Origin of the sequence: Mycolicibacterium iranicum (assembly GCF_002101705.1) — a bacterium.
In the GTDB taxonomy this organism is placed as follows: Bacteria; Actinomycetota; Actinomycetes; order Mycobacteriales; family Mycobacteriaceae; genus Mycobacterium; species Mycobacterium iranicum.
In genome coordinates, this window is the sequence record NZ_LQPC01000049.1 from 54561 (window position 1) to 76440 (window position 21880).

General features: G+C 67.9%; 16 protein-coding genes. 10 read left to right on the forward strand and 6 right to left on the reverse strand.

The genetic code is table 11. The features are described from left to right. The first annotated feature begins 16 nt into the window (after positions 1–16). The 8 genes from AWC12_RS24360 to AWC12_RS24395 all read left to right on the forward strand — a co-directional run bounded on the left by AWC12_RS24360 (position 17) and on the right by AWC12_RS24395 (position 7828). Positions 17–562, forward strand: coding sequence for a hypothetical protein (locus AWC12_RS24360; protein ID WP_085177538.1), 546 nt, complete (start codon positions 17–19; stop codon positions 560–562). A 67-nt stretch (positions 563–629) separates the two neighbouring features. Then, positions 630–2006, forward strand: a complete 1377-nt coding sequence (locus tag AWC12_RS24365) for a mycothione reductase (protein WP_085177540.1) — start codon at positions 630–632, stop codon at positions 2004–2006. Continuing rightward, positions 2003–3406, forward strand: a complete 1404-nt coding sequence (gene zwf, locus AWC12_RS24370) for a glucose-6-phosphate dehydrogenase (protein ID WP_085177542.1) — start codon at positions 2003–2005, stop codon at positions 3404–3406. Before AWC12_RS24365 ends, zwf begins: the two co-directional genes overlap by 4 nt. Beyond that, positions 3399–5195, forward strand: a complete 1797-nt coding sequence (locus AWC12_RS24375) for a glycoside hydrolase family 15 protein (RefSeq protein WP_085177544.1) — start codon at positions 3399–3401, stop codon at positions 5193–5195. The genes zwf and AWC12_RS24375 overlap by 8 nt, the downstream gene beginning before the upstream one ends. A gap of 15 nt (positions 5196–5210) precedes the next feature. After that, positions 5211–5834 carry a TIGR03085 family metal-binding protein gene (locus AWC12_RS24380; protein ID WP_085177546.1) on the forward strand — a complete coding sequence of 208 codons (624 nt, stop codon included), beginning with the start codon at positions 5211–5213 and terminating at the stop codon, positions 5832–5834. 8 nt (positions 5835–5842) lie between these two features. Next, positions 5843–6802 (forward strand): LLM class F420-dependent oxidoreductase, encoded by a 960-nt coding sequence (locus AWC12_RS24385; RefSeq protein ID WP_207576477.1) that lies wholly within the window; start codon positions 5843–5845, stop codon positions 6800–6802. Between the two features lie 40 nt (positions 6803–6842). Then, complete coding sequence (locus tag AWC12_RS24390) at positions 6843–7292, forward strand: hypothetical protein (protein WP_327084537.1); 450 nt, start codon at positions 6843–6845, stop codon at positions 7290–7292. 26 nt (positions 7293–7318) lie between these two features. Next, positions 7319–7828 (forward strand): hypothetical protein, encoded by a 510-nt coding sequence (locus tag AWC12_RS24395; protein WP_085177548.1) that lies wholly within the window; start codon positions 7319–7321, stop codon positions 7826–7828. A gap of 13 nt (positions 7829–7841) precedes the next feature. Here AWC12_RS24395 and AWC12_RS24400 read toward each other — a convergent pair whose 3' ends face one another. From AWC12_RS24400 to AWC12_RS24425, 6 genes are all read right to left on the reverse strand, one after another. Beyond that, positions 7842–9656 carry an Hsp70 family protein gene (locus tag AWC12_RS24400; protein WP_085177550.1) on the reverse strand — a complete coding sequence of 605 codons (1815 nt, stop codon included), beginning with the start codon at positions 9654–9656 and terminating at the stop codon, positions 7842–7844. Between the two features lie 37 nt (positions 9657–9693). Further along, positions 9694–11178 (reverse strand): dynamin family protein, encoded by a 1485-nt coding sequence (locus AWC12_RS24405; RefSeq protein WP_085177552.1) that lies wholly within the window; start codon positions 11176–11178, stop codon positions 9694–9696. Between the two features lie 99 nt (positions 11179–11277). Beyond that, positions 11278–13170: an Hsp70 family protein gene (locus tag AWC12_RS31940; RefSeq protein WP_085177554.1), complete on the reverse strand. Its 1893-nt coding sequence runs from the start codon at positions 13168–13170 to the stop codon at positions 11278–11280. Positions 13171–13423: 253 nt separating this feature from the next. Next, entirely contained in the window at positions 13424–15271 is a 1848-nt protein-coding gene (locus AWC12_RS24415) for a dynamin-like GTPase family protein (protein WP_024445609.1), read from the reverse strand. Between the two features lie 91 nt (positions 15272–15362). Further along, the gene (locus tag AWC12_RS30895) at positions 15363–16460 is read right to left on the reverse strand and encodes an IniB N-terminal domain-containing protein (protein WP_085177556.1); all 1098 of its coding nucleotides are present in this window, start codon (positions 16458–16460) and stop codon (positions 15363–15365) included. Positions 16461–16787: 327 nt separating this feature from the next. Further along, positions 16788–17303 carry an Rv0340 family IniB-related protein gene (locus AWC12_RS24425; protein WP_085177558.1) on the reverse strand — a complete coding sequence of 172 codons (516 nt, stop codon included), beginning with the start codon at positions 17301–17303 and terminating at the stop codon, positions 16788–16790. A gap of 207 nt (positions 17304–17510) precedes the next feature. Here AWC12_RS24425 and AWC12_RS24430 point away from each other — a divergent pair, with 207 nt between their 5' ends. Both AWC12_RS24430 and iniR read left to right on the forward strand, forming a co-directional pair. After that, entirely contained in the window at positions 17511–19322 is a 1812-nt protein-coding gene (locus AWC12_RS24430; RefSeq protein ID WP_085177624.1) for an Hsp70 family protein, read from the forward strand. 10 nt (positions 19323–19332) lie between these two features. Continuing rightward, positions 19333–21828 carry an isoniazid response ATPase/transcriptional regulator IniR gene (gene iniR / locus AWC12_RS24435; RefSeq protein ID WP_085177560.1) on the forward strand — a complete coding sequence of 832 codons (2496 nt, stop codon included), beginning with the start codon at positions 19333–19335 and terminating at the stop codon, positions 21826–21828. Positions 21829–21880 lie beyond the last annotated feature (52 nt).

Genomic DNA, 21880 nt, shown 5'->3' on the forward strand with positions numbered 1-21880 from the left:
CGTACGCTGGAGCACGATGAGGACGAGGCAGGTCATGGCGGGCGCGCTCCTGAGCGTGGCCGCGCTCGCCGGATGCCAGTCGTCAATCGACGGAACGGCCACCCGCGAGCCCGACACCGCGTTCACCGAGCCGGAGTTCCCGACCCCGCGGCCGACCCGGCCGACCCCGGCGCCGCCGCCGTCCACACCGGATGCGCCGACCACCCGCCCCGCCCCGTCGAACGGGGAGGTGCTGGAGCCGCAGAACGGATACGTCTTCATCCAGACGAAAACCGGCAAGACGCGCTGCCAGCTCGACGAGCAGGAGGTCGGCTGCGAGTCCGCCTTCACCAACGCTCCGGAGGTCGACGGCCTGCCGGCGAACGGGGTGCGTCTGAGCGCCGACGGTGAGCTCAGCTGGGTGTTGGGCAACCTGGGCGCGATCCCGGCGGTGACGCTGGATTACCGAACCTATTCTGCAGTGGGCTGGACGATCGTCGCTGACGAGAACGGCACCCGTTTCACCAACGACGGCACCGGCCGCGGCATGGTCATCAGCGTGGAGGGTGTCGAGAGCTTCTGACCCGCCGTCACCGATCAGTCAGCGGCTGAGGGTTTGGCGCCGATCGTTCTGCGGGAACAGCGCCAGGGTGCGAAGACACGATCTGGTCGTCATCGGCGCGGGCTCGGGGAACATGGTCATCGACGACCGCTTTTCCGATGTGGACGTCGCGATCGTCGACGACCGCAAATTCGGCGGCACCTGCGTCAACTACGGATGCATCCCGTCGAAGTTGCTCTCCTACACCGCCCAGATCGCCGACACCGTCGCCGAGGCGGCGAACTTCGACATCGACAGCGATTACCGCGGCCTGCGCTGGCAGCAGGTTCGCGATCGCGTGTTCGGGCGCACCGACCAGGTGGCCGCCGACGGTGAACAGAGCCGGCGGGACAGCGGATTCGTCACCGTCTACAACGGACACGCGCGCTTCACAGGTCCCAAGCAAATGCACGTCGACGCCGGAGGCGACACCGTCGACATCGCCGCCGACCGTATCGTCGTCGCGGCAGGCGGGCGCCCCATCGTGCCGGAGGTCGTAGCCGACTCCGGGCTGCCTTTCGAAACCTCGGACACCATCATGAGGCGCGATACCCCGCCCGAGCATCTGGCGGTGCTGGGCGGCGGGTACATCGCCGCTGAACTCGCCCACGTCTTCGCCAGCGCGGGCAGCCGCATCACCATCATCGAAAAATCCGGACAACTGCTCGGCGGTCCCCAGGATGAGGCGGTTCGCACGGTCTACACCGAGCTCATGCGTTCGAAATACGACCTGCGGTGCGGCACCGAGTTGGTTGAGTTATCCGGCGCACCAGGCGATCTCGTGCTCGCTCTGGACGACGGCTCTACGGTGCGCGCGGACACCCTGCTGATCGCGGCGGGCCGACGCTCCAACAGTGACCGCCTCGACGTCGAGAAGGGCGGCATCGAGACACACGACGACGGACGCATCGTCGTCGACAAACACTGCCGCACCACTGCCGACGGCGTCTTCGCGCTCGGCGACGTCAGCACCGCCGTCCCGCTCAAGCACGTCGCCAATCGGGAGGCCCGGGTCGTCAAGCACAACCTGTTGCATCCCGATGACCTGCACGTCATCAGCCACGATCTCGTGCCGTCCGCGGTGTTCACGAATCCGCAGATCGCATCCATCGGTCGTACCGAAAAGGACTGCCGCGAGGGCAATCTCGACTACCGCGTCGGCATCACCGAGTTCGCCGACGTGGCCTACGGATGGGCGATGCAGGACAGCTCGGGAATGTGCAAGGTCCTCGCCGACCGTGACGGGACCATCCTCGGCGCCCACATCATCGGCGCACAGGCCGCGTCACTGATCCAGATCTTCGTCGTCGCAATGAACTTCGGAATCAAAGCCCACGATCTGGCAGCCGAACCGTACTGGACCCACCCCGCACTGACCGAGGTCGTCGAGAACGCTCTCCTGAATCTCGGGAAGTCCGACTCATGACCGCCGATGCCACCGACCCCGTCGTCCTGGTGCTCTTCGGTGCCCGCGGTGATCTCGCGCGTCGCATGCTCTTCCCGAGCCTGTACCGTCTCGCCCGCGCGGGCAGACTGCCCGAGGACTACCGGATCATCGGTTCCGGCCGGTCATCGCCGGACAGCCTCGACGCGTTCCGCGATTCAGTGCGCGACGGACTGGCGGAATCGTTCGACCAGCTCGACGCTGCTGTCGCCGACGAGTTGCTGGGCAGGTTGACGTTCCAGTCTGCCAACGACGAAGACGGCGCCGAGCTCGCCGCGAAAGTCCGCCAGGCCAAAGATGATCTCGGCGACGGCACACAGACCCTGATCTACCTGTCCGTGCCGCCCGCGGCGATGAAACCGATGGTCGAGATGCTGGGCCGGGAAGGCCTTGCCGACGGAGCGAGGCTCATCGTCGAGAAGCCGTTCGGCACAGACCTGAACAGCTCACGGGACCTGGCCGCGGCCACCGAAGCCGTCGCCGATGAGGAGCACGTCTACCGGATCGATCACTTCCTCGGCAAGGAAGCCGTCCAGAACATCCTTGCGTTGCGTTTCGCCAACGGACTCCTCGAACCCTCGTGGAACAGAAGCCACATCGAGTCGGTTCAGATCGATGTTCCGGAGGACATCGCCCTGGAGGGCCGCGGCAGTTTCTACGAGTCCACCGGATGCTTCCGCGACATGGTGTCCACCCACCTGTGTCAGGTGCTGGGATTCGTCGCGATGGAGACTCCGGTGACGTTGGATGCGAGCGGTCTCCGCGACGCCAAGGCCCGGGTCTTCGACGACATGCGCCCCCTCGACCCGGCGCGGGTGGTGTTCGGACAGTACGACGGGTATCGGGGCGAAGACGGCGTCGACGACGAGTCGGACGTCGAGACGCTGGTGGCACTGGAGGCGTTCGTCGACAACGACAGGTGGCGCGGTGTTCCGTTCTACCTGCGCACCGGAAAAGCCATGGGCGACAACCGGCGCACGGTCACCCTGACGTTCCGGACGCCGACCCCGGCACTGTTCGGCGAGGCCTCCCGCGACCAGCTGGTGCTCGACCTGACCGGCACGCCGACGGCGACCCTCGAGCTCAACGTCAAGAAGCCGGGCCCCCAGTTGGCTGCTGAGCGGGTCGATTCGGACCTGCGTCTGGCCCCCGGCGAGCACGAGCAGGACGGGCTCGACGCCTACGAGCGGCTCCTGCTCGACGTCATGCGGGGCGACCAGACACTGTTCGCACGCGCTGACGAGGTAGATCGGCTGTGGCAGGTGTGCCAGCCCGTGCTCGACACGCCGCCCTCGGTGCAGAGTTACGAAAAAGGTTCGTGGGGGCCGGAATCGGCGGTACAGCTGCCCGGCGCCGTGGGCTGGCGGTTGCCGGATGACTAGTGGCCCCGCCATCGCCGACCACGGCCTGATCGGAGATCTTCGGACCTGCGCCCTTGTCGGAACCGACGGAACGATCGACTGGTTCTGCGCGCCACGCTTCGACTCGCCCAGCGTGTTCGGGGCGATTCTCGACCCCGACAATGCCGGCAGCTGGCGCATTTCGACCGTGTGCGACAGCAGCCACACCCACCAGTTCTACTTCCCCGAGTCGGCGACACTGATCACGCGCTTCCTGACCAACGACGGCGTGGTCGAGATGCACGACTTCATGCCGATCACCGGATCAGCTGACGCCGGACATCGGCAGCGGCTGGTCCGTCGGCTCATCGCGGTCCGGGGCCAGGTCACGGTCGGGATGCGGCTCGACGCCCGACCCGATTACGGCCGAGCACGTTTCGAGACGACACAGCGTGGACGCACCGTCGATTTCCGTGCCGACATCCTCGCGATGCGGTTGACCTCGTCAGCGGATCTGTCTGTCGACAACGGTGTCGTCAGCTCCGAGCTCACGCTGAAAACCGGGCAGACCGCCGAGTTCGTGCTGGAGGTGCTCGACCCTGCGCACCCGGAACCAGAGACGTGCGACGTCGACGAACTCTTCGAGTCGACCGCCGGGTTCTGGCGCAACTGGCTGGCCCAGTCCCGTTACCGCGGACGTTGGCGCGAGATGGTGGAACGCTCGGCCATCACGCTCAAGCTGCTGACCCATGAACCGTCGGGCGCGGTCGTCGCCGCGGCAACCACCAGCCTGCCGGAACACATTGGTGGCGAACGCAACTGGGATTACCGCTATGTCTGGATGCGCGACGCCGGATTCAGCCTCTACGCCCTGCTACGCCTGGGATTCAACGCCGAAGCCAACGCGTTCATCGAGTGGCTGTCCAAGCGGCTCGGCCGTGGCGAACGCGAGCACGACGGTCTCGGCCCACTGCGCGTGCTCTACAACATCGACGGCGACGAACCCGTCCAGGAGTACGAACTCGACCATCTCCGTGGACATCTGGACTCCAAGCCGGTACGGGTCGGCAACGCGGCGGTGCAGCAGTTACAGCTCGACATCTACGGCGACCTGATCGACTCGGTCTATCTGTTCGACAAATACGGTGCAGGCATCAGCCACGACGCGTGGTCCGACGTCGTCTACGTGATCGACTGGCTGGTGGACAACTGGGACCGCGACGATGCCGGCATGTGGGAGGTCCGAGGCGAGTCGAGGCCTTACACCACGTCCCGGCTGATGTGCTGGGTGGCGATCGAACGCGCCATCCGCATCGCTCGCCGCCGCGGATTGCCCGCGGATCTGGTCACCTGGACCGGCGCGCGCGACGACATCTACCACCGCATCATGAGCAAATCCTGGAATACAGACCTTCAGGCATTCACCCAGGTCGAGGGCGGCGATCAACTGGACGCCGGCGTGCTGCTGATGCCCATGGTCAAGTTCATCTCTCCGGCCGACCCGCGATTCCTGTCGACGCTGGACGCGATCGAACGGGAGCTCGTCACCGACAGCCTGGTGTTCCGGTACGAACCGGCCACCGATGGCCTCGACGGCGACGAGGGCACGTTCTCGCTGTGCACGTTCTGGTACGTCGAGGCACTGACACGCACGGGCCGCTTGCGTGACGCTCAACTGGCGCTGGAAAAGATGTTCACCTATGCCAACCACGTCGGCCTTTACGCTGAGCAGGTCAGCGCGACCGGTGATCAAGTGGGCAACTTCCCCCAGGCGTTCACCCACCTGTCCCTGATCAGCGCCGCCATCAACCTGGACCGTGCGCTCGGCTGAATCGAAAGGCACACCATGACCGTTGCACAGCGCGAGCGAGCCGCCTTGGTCGCGACGCTACGCGACACCTCACCGGACGCCCCGACCCTGTGCGAGGGCTGGGACGCGCGGGACCTCGCGGCGCACCTCGTCGTGCGAGAGCGGCGGCTCGACACGGGCCCGGGAATCCTCATTCCCGCATTCGCCGGTTACACCGAGCGAGTTCAGAACCACGTCGCCGCGTCAACCGATTGGGACGTCCTGCTCGATCAGGTGGCCGAGGGCCCGCCGATCTATTCGCCGTTCAAGATCTTGGATCCGGTCGCCAATCCGGCAGAGATGTTCATCCACCACGAGGACGTTCGTCGGGCCGTCGGCGACTGGGAACCGCGGCCGCTCGACGATCAGACCGCCTCCGCGCTGCGCCGGCCGATCGCGATGATGGCGCGTCTGACGCTTCGCAAGGCGCCGGTGAAGGCCGTCTTCCGCACGCCGCAGGGCGAAACGCTGGCCACCGCCGGCAAAGGTCCCGAGGTGGTGATCACCGGCGACGTCGGCGAGCTACTGATGTACGCCGCAGGTCGCGACAAGGCGTGGGTGTCGTTGGACGGATCCCCGGATGTCGTCGAGCGTCTCAAAAACGCCCGCGGCGGGCTGTGAGCTTAGAGTTGGCGGACGTGGCTGCTACATCACCGACAGATTTCCGCGTCTTCGTCGAACCCCAGCAGGGCGCTTCGTACGCCGACCAGCTCGCCGTCGCGCAGACGGCGGAAAGGGCGGGCTATTCGGCGTTCTTCCGCTCGGACCACTACGTCGCGATGGCCGGTGACGGCCTGCCAGGCCCCACCGACTCGTGGGTGACGCTGGCCGGTCTGGCGCGCGAGACGTCGTCGATCCGGCTCGGCACGATGGTGACGTCGGCGACGTTCCGCTACCCGGGACCACTTGCCATCTCGGTGGCACAGGTGGATGAAATGAGTTGTGGCCGAGTCGAATTCGGCCTGGGTGCCGGATGGTTCGAAGCCGAGCACAAGGCGTACGCGATCCCGTTCCCGCCGCTGGGTGAACGCTTCGACCGGCTCACCGAGCAGCTGGAGATTCTGACCGGGCTGTGGACCACCCCTGCGGGCAAGACGTTCGACTATTCCGGCAAGCACTACGAGATCACCGACTCGCCCGCGTTGCCGAAGCCGGCACAACACCCGCACCCACCCATCATCATCGGCGGCGGCGGCGCCAAGCGGACACCGGCGCTGGCAGCCCGATTCGCCGACGAGTTCAACATCCCGTTCGTGCCGCTGGACACGCTCACCGAGCAGTACACCCGGGTGGCCGCAGCGGTCGAGAAGGCGGGCCGCGCGAGGGACTCAATGACCTACTCGGCCGCGTTCGTCGTGTGCGTCGGCCGCAACGACAGCGAGATCGCGCGGCGTGCCGAGGCCATCGGCCGAGAGGTCGAGGAGCTGCGGTCCAATTCCCCGGCAGTCGGCACCCCCGCCGAGGTCGTCGACAAGCTCGGCCCGTTCCTGCAAGCCGGTGTTCAGCGCATCTACCTGCAGGTTCTGGACCAGTCCGACCTGGACCACGTCGAGTTCTTCGCCGAGCAGATCGTCCCGCAGGTCAACTGATCGGGCGCGCCGGCCCAGGTCGCGGCTACTATCGGTGCCCGTGAACCGACGGGACGACGATGAGGCTCGGGAAGAGCCACCCGTCGAGTGGCACAACAAGACGTCGACCCTGCTCGGGGCGAGTGTGGCTGGACTTCTGGCGATCGCGTTGGTCGTCATGCTGATCTCCTATGTGGCACGGCAGTTCAGCGAACCCGAACAGGCCCCGCTGAACTACATCCCGCCGCCGGCGTCGTCGGCCGGCGGGACGCGGTCCGCGACGTCGACGACGACCGGGACCATCACCAGCACCAGCCCGCCGATGACCAGCGACATCAACCCCGGCGAGACCACGACGACGTCGGAGTCGACGACGAGGCCCAGCACGCGTCCGCCGCGCACTCGTGAGACGGACGCCAACGAGGGCGATGAGGGTGACGACGAGGATGAGACGACGACGCGCAGCCGGCCGCGCACCAACGTGACACGCACGCTGTACCCCGGAACGTAGCAACAGGGCGCGTAGTCTCGGTCCCCGTGGCGCGATACGGCGATTCCGACGACCAGAACTATTACTCCGAAGACGAGCCGACTCAGCTCAGCAACTACGGGTACGACGAGCCGCCGGCGGCCGAGCCGGAGACACCCTGGTTCCGCAAACCCGCCTCGCTGGTGGCGTTCGGCGCCATCGGCGCGGTCCTGATAGCGCTCGTGGTGTTCGGACTGGCCAAGGCCATCACCGGCGACTCGGGCTCCGAGACCACGTCGACAACCCCGCTGACCCCGCTGACGACGACATCCGCGTCGGCGGTGCCTCCGGCGCCGGTGACCGACACCGAAACAGCGAGCGAGACCACCCCGTCGACGACGGAACCGACCACCACGACCACCACCACAACGCCGCCGCCGACGACCACCACGACGACAACGACGACCACAACCACGACGCCGAGTACCTCGGTCAGCACCAGTACGAGCACCGTGACGCAGACGGAGACTCAGACCGAAACGGTCACAGAGCCGCCGCCGGCCGAGGCGACGCCCTGATCAGACGCCCTGATCAGCAGGTGACGTCGGGCGTCGGCACACACTCCTCGACAGGAGCGGCAGGCTCGACCACCTCGGGCTGAGGCGCATCTTCGGGCGCCGGGTTCGGCTGCTGCGCTTCAGACGGCTCGGGCTGCGGTTCCGGCTGCGGTTCGGGCTCGGGCTGAGGTTGCGGCTCGGGTTCCGGTTGAGGTTGCGGCTCCGGATCCGGCTGGGGCTCGGGCTGAGGCTCGGGCTCGGGTTCCGGTTCGGGCTGAGGTTCCGGTTCGGGCTCGGGTTCTGGAGTGGGCGACGGGCTCGGCGACGGCGAGGGGCTCGGAGTCGGCGAAGGCGTCGGAGTCGGCGAGGGCGACGGAGCGGCGGGCGGCGGTGCTGCCGGCAACGGAACGGGCTGCGGCGCGGCCTGCTTTGTCACCACCCGCTGCGGCGGCGGCGCCTGGGGAGCCGCCTGGACCACGCGCGGTGCCGGGGCATCCGCGACGACAGTCTCGGTGACGACCGCGGGCGGCGGCGTAGACACCTCGACCGGCGCCTCCACCGGCTTGGTCACGACCGGCGTCGCCAGATTCGACGCGCCCGCTTCCGCCGGTCCTGCCGGCCCGACATGAGACGTCAAAACCAGTCCAGTTGTCGCCAACGCGGCGAAACATGCTGCAATGCCGAACAATACGCCAGGCCGCCGATACCACGCCAAGGGCTCCAGGTCGACGGCATCGGCCTCGGGTTCGAAGTGGACATCGGGTCGCGCGTACGACGTGTCGTACACGAGGTCCGCCTCGGGCGCCGCCAGGTCGACAGTCTCCTGCGACCACGCGAGCTGCGGCACAGCCGCCGCCATCGTCGCCTGAGCCGTCGTGAGCGGAGCACCAGCAGGGGCCAACATAGTGTGTGCCTCGTGCTCGCCAGCGCGCGCCGCCATCAACTCCGCACCGATCGCCGCCACGGCCGCAGCATGCGGAACGGTGACGACCGGACGCCGCAGCGCCTCGGAAAGCCGTTGCGTGACAAGCGGTATGCGAGCACCTCCGCCGACCGTCGCGATCGCCGAGAGCTGCGCGGGGGCTACTCCGTGGCGGTAGAGCGTGCTCACCAACACCTCGATGAAGTGGTCGAGCGGACCGGCGATCAGTTCGACGATCTCGGGTCGTGTGAGCCGCACGGTGGTACCGCCACTGACGAAACTGGTTGCGGTATCGAACGACAACCGCTCCTTGGCCGCCCGGGACTGATCGCGAAGATCATGCAGCGCCGCGACCTCCGCCGTGCCCGCGGGCTCAGCATCGATACCGGCGAGCACATGCTGCAGCACGGCGCGGTCGGCGAGATCTCCGGAGAAGCCCTCCACCCGGATCGTTTCCCCGATGGCGGCGAAGCCGGCCGAGGCATCGACGAGGGTGATACTGCTTGCCGCCGCACCGAAGTCGCACAGTGCTACCACCCCGTGCGCGGGCAGTCCGGGATTGGCGTGCAACGCAGTCAGCGCCGCAGCCGCATCCGAGACCACGGTCAGATGCGGAACGGCGGCGCGCAGCGCCGCTACGACCGGATCCGGCCAGTACGCGGGAACGGCGACGGCACAGACATCGGGCCGCCGCTGCGGGCGGGCCGTTCGAGTCAGGTCCTCGATCGCCGCCGCGGCCAGCGTTTCGGCGCGATGCACCGAGTGGTCGGCGAGCACCAACGGGACGGGGTCGCCGATGCGCTCGACGAAGCCGGTCACCGTCAGACCGGACATCGTGGTCACGACCGACGGCCGCGCCGTGGGCCGCCCATCGGCGACCGCAATCAGATTCGCTGTGCCCAGCGAGATGCCTAGTGAACTGCGCATGCCTTTATGTCGCTCGGCGACCCCGAAACGTTAAGCGTCACCGCCCCAGACGCGCGTACTCCGCGACGATCGCCTCGGCGCTGCGTACCGCGGCCCGGCAGGCGCGGGCGGTGAACGGGTCGTTCAGGGGGTGCTCGGCGCGCCGGCGCCACCGCTGAGCTGCAGCGAAGGCGGCGCGCGGCCCGTCAATGTCGTCCCCGGAAGTCAGCCCGAGGCGGCTGGCGGCGTCGGTGCCCGTCGCGCCGAGTACGCGTCGCAATGAAACGATTTCGTCTTCGCTGAGTGTTGTTTCGCGCGAACGTAATTGGCTCAGCAAGCGCAATTCCTCGAAAGCGTGCGTGTCCGCCAGAAGCGGATCGATGTCGGCGACGATGTAGCGCGTGGCGTGGATCGGGTTGAGCTCCACGAAGCGCCTCAGCGACAACAGTGCGGTGTGCGCCTTGAGCAGATCGGAGCGCTGCGCGAACTGCTGGTCGATGACGTCGCGCAGCGCGACCAGGCCGCTGCGGGTCAGCAACTCGTCGGCCAACGCCACCGAATCACCGACGCCGGCGCGCAGAATTGCCACGGAGATCCGGATGCCGAACATCCCGAACCTGTCCAGCAGGGCGGCACGGGTGGCTGCGTCCACGGGGAGTGTGCTGTCTTCGCGGGTGAACCGATCGGCGGACAGCATTGTCTTAGTCAACTCGGCAGCATCGACTGCGGCCAACTTCTCCAGGGCGACGAATTCACTTTGCCGCAGTGTTCTCGCGGTGAGCGCGAGCAGACCCGACACCGGCACCACCGCCTGGCAGATGCCGGTTTTTTCCATCTCGCGGGTGAACCGCTGCGCGACGTCCTTGGCCGACATCATCGCGTCGATGCGCCCCGCACCGATCTCGTCGGCCCGCGACGCGACGCCGATGACGCCGAGCGCACCCGCCGATCCACCGACGAGTTCTCCGATCTGGCGCAGCAGTGCAATGTCGGCGGCATTGAGTGTGCGCAGCAAGAAAACTACCGCGTCGACCCGTGGTACCCCGTCCTCGGGCACCAGCAGGCGCAGGGTCCGCTCGGAGACCTCGCGTGACAGCGACGAAGTGCCCGGGGTGTCGATGATCGTGCAGTTCACCAGTTCGGCCGCGGGCCATTCCACGTCGAGGTCGAGGACATCCTCGGGGTCCAGGTGCGCGAAGTCGAAACTCAGTCCGCCGTCACGGTCGATCGGGACGTGTGATCGCCGGCCCCCCCGGTGGTTGGCGGTGACTTTCGGGGCCGCCCCATGTCGGAACCATGTGACGATACGGGTGGCTTCAGTGGCGTCGGTCGGAGCGATGTCCTCTCCGACGAGCGCATTCACCAGCGTGGACTTCCCGGCTTTGAGAGTCCCGGCAAGTGCGATTCGAATTGGCTGATTCAACCGGGCACCAATGCGCCGCAATTCGTTGTGAATGTCAGGCCTGTGGCGATAGGACGGATCGGCTTGGTAGGCCCGCATGGTGCCGCCCAGGATCGCGCGCACTTGATCACTGGTGCTCATCGGCGCTTACCTGGCTGCCCTCCCCGGCCTGTGTGGACCGGTCAACCAGCTTAGGCACTGCTGCCGAAGCCCGCCGACGGAGTCAGCGGATCTGGACAGTCACTCGCACGGGGCAGTCACACACACGGCGCCCGGCGGCAGAACTCCTCCGTCCCCGGTGGCGGCCCCGGCGTCAGTCCCTCCGGTGGCGGGAGCACCCCCGCCCGTTTCAGGGGTCGCGGCTCCGCCGGTTGCGGCACCCCCACCGGTCGTCGCGCCTTCGGGCTGCTGAGCGCCCGGCAGGAACGGCTCGAGGAACTCCGGGATCAGCGACGTCGGCTCTTGCGGGGCGGACGGCGGCTCTTCTGCTACCGGCGCAATCTCCCCATGTTCCGGCACCGGCGCTTCCGGGGCGGGCGCGGGTGCCGCTGGGACCGGCGCGGGTGCCGCCGGAGCTGGTGCCGGTGCTGCCGACGCGGGCGCCTGCCGCCAGACCGGCGGCGACGACACCTGGTTGCGGGCCGGGGCGGGCACCTGGCGCGGGGCCGGCGCGGGTAGCTCAGCCACCGGCGAAACAGGCGCCGGCGCCGCCGGCACCGGCGCCTCTGCCTTGGATGCCGGCGCTTCGGCCGGGGGGACGACAGCGCTCGTGCTCGGCGTCCCCGACGTGCCGATGGGGATCAGGTCCAGGCCGGTCAGCTGCGAGGTCAGCGCCAACCCGCCGCAGGCGGCCAGGAACGCCGCAGCCGCGGCGCCGAACAACACTCCAGGTCGTCGGTACCACTTCAGCCGACCGGGTGCGTCGTAGGAGGAGTCATCGTGCTGGAACTGCACCGCAGGCCTCGCTTCGCCGAGCACGTCGGTGTCGGCGTACGGCGTCATGTCGACCTCGGGGGCGGCTTCCGACCAGGCGAGCTGCGGCGCCGGTTCGGCCGAGGCCGCGAGCGTTACGTCGGCCTCGCCGACCGGGGCGGCCGCTGACGCCGCAGGCAGCGCCATCGCGGTCCTGGTGTGGTCATCACGCCGGCAGGTTCCCATCAGCGCTGCCCCGCGCGCGGAGACGATCTGCGGCTCGTGCGTCGTGGTCACCGGTATGCGCAATGCCTCGGACAGCCGCTGGATGACATACGGCATCCGGGCACCGCCGCCGACGACCGCTGCGGCCACCAGATCGGTGTGTGCGATGCCCTGGTGCATCAACATGTCGTCCGCAGCGGCAAGCAGGCCCTCGAGGGGTTCCTGCAGGAGCGCCTCGAGTTCGGGACGGGTCAGGCGGACGGTCGTCTTCGCTCCGGGCAGCGGACCTGTCAGACCCGTCGCCGTTTCGGCCGAGAGCCGTTCCTTGGCCCGCTGGCATTGATCACGCAATTGGCCCAGCGCTGTCATCGCCGACGTGCCGTACGGGTCCATTTCGAGGTCGGTCAGCACATGCCGCAGGACGGCCTGGTCGATGAGGTCGCCGGAGAAATCCTCGTAGCGCAACGTCGGGCAGACAGTGCTGAAACCTTTGCCCGCGTCGGCGAGCGTGATCGAGGTTCCGGCGGCACCGAGATCGCACAGCAGCACGATGCCGCGGGCCGCGGGTAGCCCCGGGTGAGCCTGCAGGGCGGTGAGTGCCGCGACGGCGTCCGACACCACCGTGCCGTCGACCAGCGGGCGCAGCGCATCGACGATGTGGGAGGGCCAGTACGCCGGCACCGCGATGGTGGTTGTGGCAGGTGCGGCAACGCTCACCGAGCGTGCCAATGCTTTCAGCGCTTCGGCGAGCACCCGGTCACCCCGGTGTGTCGAACCGTCCGACGCCACTATCGGTACCGGGTCTCCGACCCGCGCGACGAAGTCGCCGAGCACGAGACCGCGCTCATCGAGGCGAGGATTCTCCGACGGCACCCCGACTTCGGGCGGACGGTGCCGGAACAACGTCACCACCGACCGGCGGACCGTCGGCGGCCCGCTTGCCGCCGACGCGACCAGATTGGCCGATCCGACCGAGATCCCCAGTGACTCTGTCATCGCTCGCTTCTCTCTACCGATGTCATCAAATTGTGCTTGACCGGCGGTGTCGATGCCCGCGTAGTCGACTACGCGACTCCCCCATCAATTTGTGAATGTAGTACGCATCGGAGTCGCGCGGAGCGATGCCGACCGTTTGCTCGAATAGCACCCCCACGTGCGAGGAATCCCGGGCTGCCGCCGCTCCGGGCTGCCGGCGAATGCGAGAGCCACCTTCGGGGACGGTGGTGGAATCGACGGCGGGCATGGCGTCCTACCTCGCGTTGGCTGATTCGATCGGCGCGAGGCTTGAGGCGTGCTGGGTGACCTGTTTGAGGATGTTGAGCTGACGCTCGAGTTCCTTGATCCGGGCGTTCGATTCGCTCTCCTCAAGCTTCGCCGCAGCGATCGACGCCTGTAGCGATTCGTTGAGCGAGCGGGTCGTCTGGTTCGCGATCGCGCGGTAGTGGTCGCGCAACTGGCGCTGAATTCCCTTGAGCCGGTCGCGGGATTCCTTCCCGACGACGAACGACACCTCGTCGACGAATCGCCGCATGTTCATCTTGGCTTCGTTGCGGGCCCGCAACATGCGATTTTCCATGTTTTCCTTGTATGCCGCCCGCCCCATCAGTGCACCGGCACCCAACGAGAGAGGGTTGAACATGCCCAGCCCGGCCACCGACGTCAGCATGCCGAACATCAGCACCCCGCCGTAGGAGCCCTGCAGGCCGATGCTGGCCTTGCGACCCTTGCTGACGGGCTTGGCCTCCAGCTTGTCCAAGGACTTGATGTTCTCAAACGCCGCACCCATGTCCCTGGCATCGATCATGGGCATCTCCACCGCTTTCAGGCCCGCCTCGACGAAGGTCCGTGCGACCTCTTGGGCGAGCGCCTCGGCACGCTGATATGCCCAGACGAAGTTGTCCCCCACCGCAGTCGCGACCGCCTCCTCCAATTCGTTGCCGATCTCGGCCCACGTTCTCGTCGGATCGCACGAGTCGATCACCTTCTCGTTGTGTTGGGTGATCGCCCGGAAGCGGCCGCGCAGGTCGTGTTCGACGTCGGCGGTCAGGTCGGAGATGCCGTCATTGAGCACCTGCTGCCACAACGCGGTGTGCTGCAACGCATCCTGGGCCTCCTGCTTTCGCGCTTCCAGATCTGCGGTCAGGCGCGCCCGGGCATCCGGATCGGTCAGAGCTGCCAGCTCAGCACTGACCGAAAGGGTTAGATGCTCTGCTGCAGAACGAATTTCGGCCACAACAGCATCACGCACCCGGTCGTTCTCCCGGGAGAGCACTTTCTCCCTGAGGAAATCGACGATCGCCGGGAAATTGGATTCCTCGTTGAGTTCTTTGTCGTTGAGTGCGATGGCCTGGCTACGAAGGAAGGACGACACAGGCACCATCGGCGTGGCGATACCTGCGCGTCGCAGGTGCGCTTCGTCAGCCTCGACGACCTGTCGCCAGTGCCGGTATAGGTCGGTCTTGGTGACGACGATTCGTGCGACAGGGCAGATCTCGAGAGCCTGGCGCATGAACGTCATTTCAGGCGCGGTGAACTCCTGACTGAGGTCGCTCACCATCAGCATGGCGTCTGCGTCGGGCAGCAAACCGAGCGTCGCCGACAGGTGTGGCTGGCCGTGGCCGCCGACACCCGGAGTGTCGACGAAGGCGAGTCCACCCTTGAGCAGCGGACTGGGCGCGTTGATCTCGAGTCGAAGCACCGGCCTGCCGCCAGCCTGGGGCGCGCGGCGCAGGTCCTTCGTTACGTCCGACGGTGGGATGTCGACCTTCTCCGGTTCGCCGCCGTCTGGCCTTGCGACGATCAGGGTCGCCGCCGCCTGTTCCCCGTAGCTGACAACGGTCGGCAGCACGGTCGATTCGTCGTCGCCGACCCGGGCGACAGGGACATTGAGCAACGAATTGAGCAGCTGACTCTTCCCCTGTTTGAGCTGGCCGGCGATGACAACCCGGATCTGGGGGTCGGTGATGCGCGCCTTAGCCCTGGCCATCCGATCCACCAGGTCGCCCCGCTCGTAGGCTTCCGCGATCTTGCTGGTGTGGTCGATGAGTTCGACGATGACCTTGACCTTACGGGGGTCGCTCGCCGTTGGCTGTGTCATCGCGCCTTCCTTGTCCTGTTTTCAATAGCCACCTGGCGGGGACCCGACTCCTCCGGTCCCCGCCAGCAGCTTCATCGATTCCCGTCGTCGATCAGAAGAGCAGGCTTGCATCGACCTCGGTATCGACCTGAACTTGATCGTGCTCGGACATGTCCCGGTTGTCCGACATGTCCCGGTTGTCCGACATGTCCCGGTTGTCCGACATGTCCCGGTTGTCCGAGTTGTCCTGGCCCGAGTTGTCCGAGTTGTCGATGCCCCCGCTACCGGAAACGCTCCCCTCAACCGTGGTGGTGTTCTGGTTGCCGCCGACCGAGTTATCGGAGTTGTCGGTCAAGATGATGCTGCCACCGGAGCCTCCACCGGCGTTACCGCCGGAGCCACCACCGTTGCCGATGCCAAGCAGGCCGCCGCCACCGCCGTCGCCGCCGCTGGCGTTGCCGCCACCGCCGCCGCTCATGTCGTTGTCATTGATGACCGGACCCTCGTTGCCCTGGATGTTGTCGCCGCCACCGGTGACGGTGGTCCCGCGATCATCGATGTCGCCCTCGCCGATGTTGACGTTAGAGCCCGCGCCGGTACTGACGTCACCGGTGCTGGTGCCAGAGTTGTTGTCGCCCTGCACCGACCGGTCTCCCGTCAGCACGTCGCCGGTGACGCTGCCGGCCCCGGAGGCCACCGCTCCCTCACCACTGGCGATCCCGCCGGTGGTGTCGCCGCCGACCACGACGCCGCCGTCGGTGGCGGTCTGTGTCGTCTTGTCACCGAAGGTGATGTCGCCCAAGCCGAGGTTGAACCCGCCCTGTTGTGAATTCGCGCCCGACGACTGCGGGGGGCTCATGAAGGACGTGTCGTTGTTGCTCGCGATGGGGTTATGGCTGGCCACATCGGTGTTGTTGCGACTGGCAACCTCCGTGGCGGGCGCGAAGTTGGTCTGCGGAGAGAAGGGAGAGGCAAAGTTCTGCGCCACCTGATGGTGATCGGCGACCGCGCGCTGCAGGCCGACGACCGGGTCACCGCCGCCCATCACCACCCCGGCAGGTGCGGCAGCCGCCGCGACTGCCTGGAACTGTGCCGGGCTCACCGGTGGCACGCCTGCGTCGCGCATCGCGCCTTCGGGGTCGGCGACGTAGGCTGCCGCCGCCTCCGGGTTACGGAAAAGATCCAGGATGTAGTCGATGAGGTTCGCCATGGTCGTGTCCTTCTGTGCGAAGTGTCTGGGTTGAATTCGGTCTCCCGGGTTGTTCCGGTGAACTGGTGGCAACGCTATGAGGATTCGGTGCTGCACGAAACGGGGCGCAAACCCCTCCCTGTCGGGCGTCTTTGGGGGGTCCCAGGTCAGCCCCATTAGGGGATTAGGGGGTCTCGCTGGGTAGACGTCACCTCTTCTCGAACAGGCACGAACTGGGAACGAGTTTCACACCTCGATGCATGCTGACCTGCGATGGACGCGCACGCATACACGCTATGACGAGGATGGTCGCCAATAAATCGGGTGATTCCCTACACCCACACGGAATCAGCTGAAGATGTCGAAGCTGTCGTCGGTCGGATCCGCATCGACCACGGCTTCGACATCGGCCTCCGCCAGACCGTCGAGGCCGGCAGGCGGCGCGCCCGGGGCATCCGCCGCGCTGTCGATCATAAGAGCACCGTTATTGAGATCGACGGTGCCGAAGCCGCTGCTGAAGGCTTCGTCGAAGCCGTCGCTGATCGGCTCTGCGACGCCCGTGTCGATCAACGACGGGTGAGAGACCGTCGGGTCGGCGGTGGACTCGTCAAGCGGGCCGACCGCATCGAAGGCATCGAAGGCCGACGTCGCGGCGCCGCTCGCCCAGATGTTGTCGGCCTGCGGGGTGGGCCCGGACATCGACATGGAATCAGACACCAGCGGTACCAGATTCTCGACGTCAGCGCTGGTCAGGTTGTCGAGGCCGGCGTCGGCGATCGCCTGGGCGGGGTCGGCCTCGTAGCGCGCGGCGGCGTCGGGATCGCGCAGCAGCGACATCACGAAGTCCAAAAGCGAATTCGCCACGGCCAAACCTTTCCCGGGCTCTCGCGTCCTGCCCTCTTGGCCACGATGCTATCGACGCGGACAGCAGGGGGGATCGGTGCTCAGCCCAGTCATCGCACACCGGCATTAGGGGATCAGACGTTAGGGGCTTCGCCACGCTAGGGGGAATTCCTGGACCGCGAGCCGCTAGCCACTAAGGTTGTGGCGGTCCAGACAGGAGACGCCGCCATGACCGAACCCCTGGGGTTGTCGATCGGGACGACCAATCTCGTCGCAGCCCGCGTCGGCCGCCCGCCCGTGACGCGCCGATCCATCCTCACCCTGGTCCCTGGCCAGGCTCCGGAGGTCGGCGGACCCGGTGAGATCCCCGACCACAGCGGGGCCGGGATTGTGCTCAGCGGCTTCGTCGAACGGGTCGGAGACCCGGTACCGCTCGTCGCGGCCGACGGGACGTCGCACCGCGGCGAGCAGGTGCTCGCCGCGGCCCTCGACGCGATGGCTCGCCTGGTCGACGGCGGCTCGCCGGTGACCGTCGCCGTGCCGTCACACTGGGGTCCCGGCACGGTCGGCGCCCTGCGCGGAGCCCTGCGCAGCGTGCCGAGCCTGTCGCCCAACGGTGTTCCCGCCACGCTGATCCCCGACTCCACCGCGGCGCTCGCGTCCCTGAAGATCGCACCGGGGCTGCCCAGCAGCGGCGTGGTCGTCCTCGTCGATCTCGGCGCAGGGGGATCCAGCGTCACCTTGGCCGACGCGGGCGCCAACCTCGTCACGGTCGGTCAGACGGTGCGCTATGCCGAGTTCTCCGGCGACGGCATCGACCGCGCACTGCTCGATCATGTATTGGCCGGGGTTTCGGACAGCAACGCCGCCGACACCTCGGGGACGGCGGCGGTCGGTCCGCTCGCGAGGTTGCGGGACGAGTGCCGCGCCGCCAAGGAACGACTGTCGGCCGAGACCGCCACGGCGATTCCGGTCGACCTGCCCGGATTCCGCTCCGACGTCCGGGTGACGCGGCCCGAGTTGGAGCAGCTCATCTCCGAACCTCTCGACGGCTTGCTCAACCTCATCGGCGACACGTTGGAGAGCAACGGTGTTGCCGCACAACATATTTCAGCGATCGCCACGGTCGGCGGCGGAGCGGCGATTCCACTGGTGACGCAGCGGCTGTCCGAGCAGCTGCGCGCACCCGTCGTCACCACCCCCCAGGCGCTGCTGAACATCGCCGCGGGCGCCGCGCTGGTCGCCAACCAGAGCCTTGAGGGCGACGCTCCGACGGGCATGGCCCCGACCGGGATGGCGGCCGCGGCCGACGTGCCCACCGCGATGGGACCCGCGGCGGATGCCCCGACCGCGCTGGGCCCTGCGGCACCGGTCGCGGGCGGAGCGCTGGCCTGGTCCCAGGACGACGACGCCGCCGCGGACCCGACGCCCTACACCGGAGCCGACTACACGGCCTCTGCCGCGTACACGGATCCGAGCTCGACCGCCGCGCGGCCCCCTGTCGCGTTCGCGCCGGAGGACGACAACTACCGCGACGAGTTCGCTCCACTGCCCTGGTACAAGCGGCCGCCGCTGCTGTTCGGCCTGGCCGCGGCGGCGGCGCTGCTCGCCGTGGGCGGTCTCGCGATCACGCTCACGAGTTCAGACGGAAGCTCGGAGACCGTCACGGAAACGGCCTCCACCACGCCGGCAGAGACGACGCCGGTCGAATTGCCGCCGCCGGTCACGACCGTCACCGTGGGACCCGACGGCATCGCGACCACCACCGTCAGCCAGCCGCCGCCTCCTCCACCCTCGTCGACGACGACCACCCCGTCGACCACGTCGTCTGCCACGTCGACGACGACCACCACCACCACCACGACGACCACCACGCCGACGACCACGACGACGCGGACCACGACCACACAGCCGACGACGACGCAACCGCCCACCACGACGCAGCCGCCGACGACCACAGCCGCACCGGAGCCCGAGCCCGAGCCCACCGAAGCCCCGGATCCGGTCGTCACCACCGTCATCCCCGACGCCGGCGCCTGACCCTCCCGCGATGGATGTGCTGCCGGCCGCCCGTGAGGCGCTCGCGGCCGTCGACAACGATCCGGACGCACCGACCAAGCTGGTGGTGACCGGCGGCGTCGGCACGGGCAAGTCGACAGTGCTGACGGCGCTGCGGGCATCGCTGCGGGCGGCAGGCCGTCCCGTCGCCACCCGCCCGGACACCTCGGCACGGGCCGCCATCGTCGTCGATGATGCCGACCTGCTCGACGACGCCGAATTGGACGGCCTCGCAACGCTTGTCGCCGAGCCGGGGGCGACAGTGATCGTCGCCGCCCAACCGCTCGCGCACCGGCTCAGCCTGCGACGTCTCGTCACGGCACTGGAGCGGGAGAATTCCGCCGTCACACTCGCGCCGCTCCCCCCGGCAGAGATCGGTCGCGTCGCCGCGTCGGTTCTCGGCACTCCCGTCGGGCCCGAGTTGGTGCGAATCCTCCATTCCGCGACGGGCGGCCTGCCCTTTCTGCTGAGCTCCGCGCTTTCGGCGGTCGCCGACGGCGCGGCAGCGGTGCGGCAGACCGCGCGGTTCGCTCTGATCGAACGACTGCGTCGCATGGACGGAGAACTGCTCGACACCCTGCTCGTCACGTCGCTGAGCACCAGCCTCGGGCCCGACGACGTCGCCGCGGCGCTGCGGATGCCCTCGGATGCCGCCCTCGCGGCGGTCGACAGGGCGCGTGCGAGCGCACTGATCGAGCCTTCGCATCCGCCCCATTTCCTGCGCACCGTCCATGACGGGATCGCCCAAATTGCCGGTGCAGCAAGGCATCACGAGATCGAACTTTCGGTCCTACATTCGCAGCTCGAGCTTTCGACGCTGACCGCAGAGCTCGCCCTCCGATTGGCCGAGCACGGCCTGCGCGACGACCGGCTCGCCGTTGCGCTGACCGACCTGGCCGGCGATTCCCGCGGGGACCCGGCTCGTGTCGCGCGCCTGTACCGCGCCGCCGCGGACGCCGGCGCCACAACGCTGAGTGCGCAACTCGCGGACGCACTGGCACTGACCGGCGACTGCGCGACGGCCGGTCGGCTCTGCGACGATCTGCTCACCTCGCAGGATCCCGACGAGCGCGCCGCCGCAGTACGAATCGCGGCGAGCATCGCGATGCACGACGGCAGCGCTTCCCAAGCCGCGGACCTGTTCCGCTGGCTCGGTCCGACCTCCGATGCGGTCGTCGCCGCTGCCGCGACGATCACCGCGCTGGCCACAGGTGATGCCGCCGCTGCCCGGGCCACCGCCGAGGACCGGCCCGCCGGACCGCCGACATCCGTCGCTCGGGCCGCCCGTAGCGTCACCGAGGGACTGGTGATGACGCTGGAGCAGCCCTATCCGGTGGCGGTGACACGGCTGAGCCAATCGCTATCCGCCGAAGGTGTTTACAGCGGCGTCCTTCCCGATACGCCGGCTGCGCTGGTCACCCTCGCCGCGCTGCACAGCGGCGACCCGTTGCGGGCGAGAAGCGTGATCGCACGCTCCGTGCAGACCGACGGGCAACCCGACCGGGTCGATGCGATCTTCGTCACGCACCGGCACCGTCTCCTGCTGGCATGGGCGCACATGCAGGACGGGCAGCTGACCGCCGCTGCGGCGACGGCACCGGTAGAGGACGCCGCCGAGTTGCACGGGCGGGACGCGCTGTGGGCCGCGGCGTTGCACACAGGCATCGCCCGCCGGGCGGGCGACAGCGGCGCCATGCAGAAGCACTGGTATTCGGCGATGGAAGTCCTGGCCGAGACGTCTCTCGATACTTTCGCGCTCCTTCCGCTGAGTGAACTGTGGGTCGCTGCGGCCCGGATGCGGCAGGTCGATCAGCTGCGCCATTCGCTCGACAGCGCATTCGCGCTGCTGGCCGCGCTGGGCGATCCCGTGCTGTGGGCGGTGCCGCTGCACTGGGCAGGCGTGCACGCCGGCATCCTCGCCAACGCACCCGACGCCGTCGCGCCGCACGGCCAGGCGTTGACGGCCGCAGCCGTCGGCAGTCCGTTCGCGAAAGCCCTGGCCACGGCCGGTCGGACGTGGTTGCGAGTGCTGGCCAACCACGTCGACGTCGCCGACGTCACGCTCGCGGCGCGGGGCCTCGCGCAGTACGGGCATACCTGGGACGCGACCCGGCTGGCGGGTCAGGCCGCGCTGCAGACCACGGATCCGCGGGTGTCGCAGGCGATGCTGCAGCTCGCGCGTGACCTCAAGCAGGCGGCGGTGGCGCCGGAACCGGCACTCACGGCTCCCGTTCCGGAACGACCCGACGCGGCACCGTCACGCGCGGTCGGGCAGCGCGGTGCGGCACACCTGTCGGATCGCGAGCGCGAGGTCGCCGAGCTCCTTCTGCAGGGCATGCCGTATCGCGAGATCGGCTCCCAACTCTTCATCTCGGCAAAGACCGTGGAGCATCACGTCGCACGCATCCGGCGGCGACTGGGTGCGGAATCCAGGTCGGAAATGCTGTCGATGCTGCGCGCCCAACTTGAGCCCTCGACGGGGAACTGACACGTCTCACCGAGTTAGTTAGGTCAGCCTTCGTAGCGCTCATTCTCCGGCT

What these genes read in the sequence shown, in the direction of transcription:
- AWC12_RS31940 (WP_085177554.1), bottom strand. Translation starts at nt 13,170, where the DNA reads ATGACAGAGTCACTGGGGATCTCGGTCGGATCGGCCAATCTGGTCGCG.
- iniR (WP_085177560.1), top strand. Translation starts at nt 19,333, where the DNA reads ATGGATGTGCTGCCGGCCGCCCGTGAGGCGCTCGCGGCCGTCGACAAC.
- AWC12_RS24430 (WP_085177624.1), top strand. Translation starts at nt 17,511, where the DNA reads ATGACCGAACCCCTGGGGTTGTCGATCGGGACGACCAATCTCGTCGCA.
- AWC12_RS24400 (WP_085177550.1), bottom strand. Translation starts at nt 9,656, where the DNA reads ATGCGCAGTTCACTAGGCATCTCGCTGGGCACAGCGAATCTGATTGCG.
- AWC12_RS24380 (WP_085177546.1), top strand. Translation starts at nt 5,211, where the DNA reads ATGACCGTTGCACAGCGCGAGCGAGCCGCCTTGGTCGCGACGCTACGC.
- AWC12_RS24375 (WP_085177544.1), top strand. Translation starts at nt 3,399, where the DNA reads ATGACTAGTGGCCCCGCCATCGCCGACCACGGCCTGATCGGAGATCTT.
- AWC12_RS24405 (WP_085177552.1), bottom strand. Translation starts at nt 11,178, where the DNA reads ATGAGCACCAGTGATCAAGTGCGCGCGATCCTGGGCGGCACCATGCGG.
- zwf (WP_085177542.1), top strand. Translation starts at nt 2,003, where the DNA reads ATGACCGCCGATGCCACCGACCCCGTCGTCCTGGTGCTCTTCGGTGCC.
- AWC12_RS24360 (WP_085177538.1), top strand. Translation starts at nt 17, where the DNA reads ATGAGGACGAGGCAGGTCATGGCGGGCGCGCTCCTGAGCGTGGCCGCG.
- AWC12_RS24415 (WP_024445609.1), bottom strand. Translation starts at nt 15,271, where the DNA reads ATGACACAGCCAACGGCGAGCGACCCCCGTAAGGTCAAGGTCATCGTC.
- AWC12_RS30895 (WP_085177556.1), bottom strand. Translation starts at nt 16,460, where the DNA reads ATGGCGAACCTCATCGACTACATCCTGGATCTTTTCCGTAACCCGGAG.